Source organism: Mesorhizobium sp. M7A.F.Ca.US.002.01.1.1 (assembly GCF_004022955.1).
Classification (GTDB): Bacteria; Pseudomonadota; Alphaproteobacteria; order Rhizobiales; family Rhizobiaceae; genus Mesorhizobium; species Mesorhizobium ciceri.
In genome coordinates this window covers 1-815 of sequence record NZ_RZQE01000981.1, presented here as the reverse complement: position 1 = coordinate 815, position 815 = coordinate 1, and the positions used below count along the sequence as shown (strand labels likewise).

Genomic DNA, 815 nt, shown 5'->3' with positions numbered 1-815 from the left:
GTCAACGGCAGCAACCGTGCCTCGTGGCGAGGAGAAGTAGGAAATCCCGCGCGTCAGCTCGCACTCAATGCGCGTGCCGCCGACCTGATCCTAACTGGCTCGCCACCGGTCGACCTGATCGTCGACCATCATCGCATGCTGGATCCGGCAAGCCTCATTCTTGCAGCCGGCCGCCCGATACTCGTGGCCTCGGAAAACATTGCACCGATCAGGGCTGAAAGCATCCTGATAGCATGGAACGACACGCGGGAAGCGCGCCGCGCTGTCGTCGACGCAATGCCCCTTCTGATCGAGGCCAGGAATGTTGTGGTCGTCTCCGTGGACCGGGGAAACACCGCGCCTCGGGATGATATTGCGGACGTCGAGAGCTTCCTGGCACGCCACGGCGTGAAGGCGCGATCGGAAGTTTTGGATGCGCGCGGCTCCGAGCCGGCGGACCTGCTCCTGCGGATTGGGCACGAAATTGCGGCTGATCTGATTGTTCTGGGAGGGTATGGGCACAGCCGCGTTACGGAAATGACCTTTGGCGGCGTAACGCGTTCTGTGCTGGGCAGCGGATCGTTGCATCGGTTCATATCGAACTGAGCAAAAAGACATCTCAGGCACCCCGATATTGACATGAATCAAGGTCGGCCTTTCCCGCAACGGGCTACGTCTAATCCTTGCCAAGTTGAGCGTAGCCGATGACGTGCGGCGCAAGAAACCGCGAGCAAACGCGGGCGGGCGCTGAGCGATATGTCATGTAGGCAACAAGACTTGGTAAGGGCCGCCGCACTGTAATTGCGCCGCTGTATCAAATTCCAGTCGGCGAAGGA

Annotated in this window: 1 protein-coding gene; it reads left to right on the top strand. The window is 60.1% G+C overall.

Features of this window, described 5'->3' with window-relative positions:
- Positions 1-585: universal stress protein (locus tag EN932_RS37210; protein WP_164890901.1), on the top strand; the 585-nt coding region annotated here is incomplete at its 5' end.
- Positions 586-815: the final 230 nt, after the last annotated feature.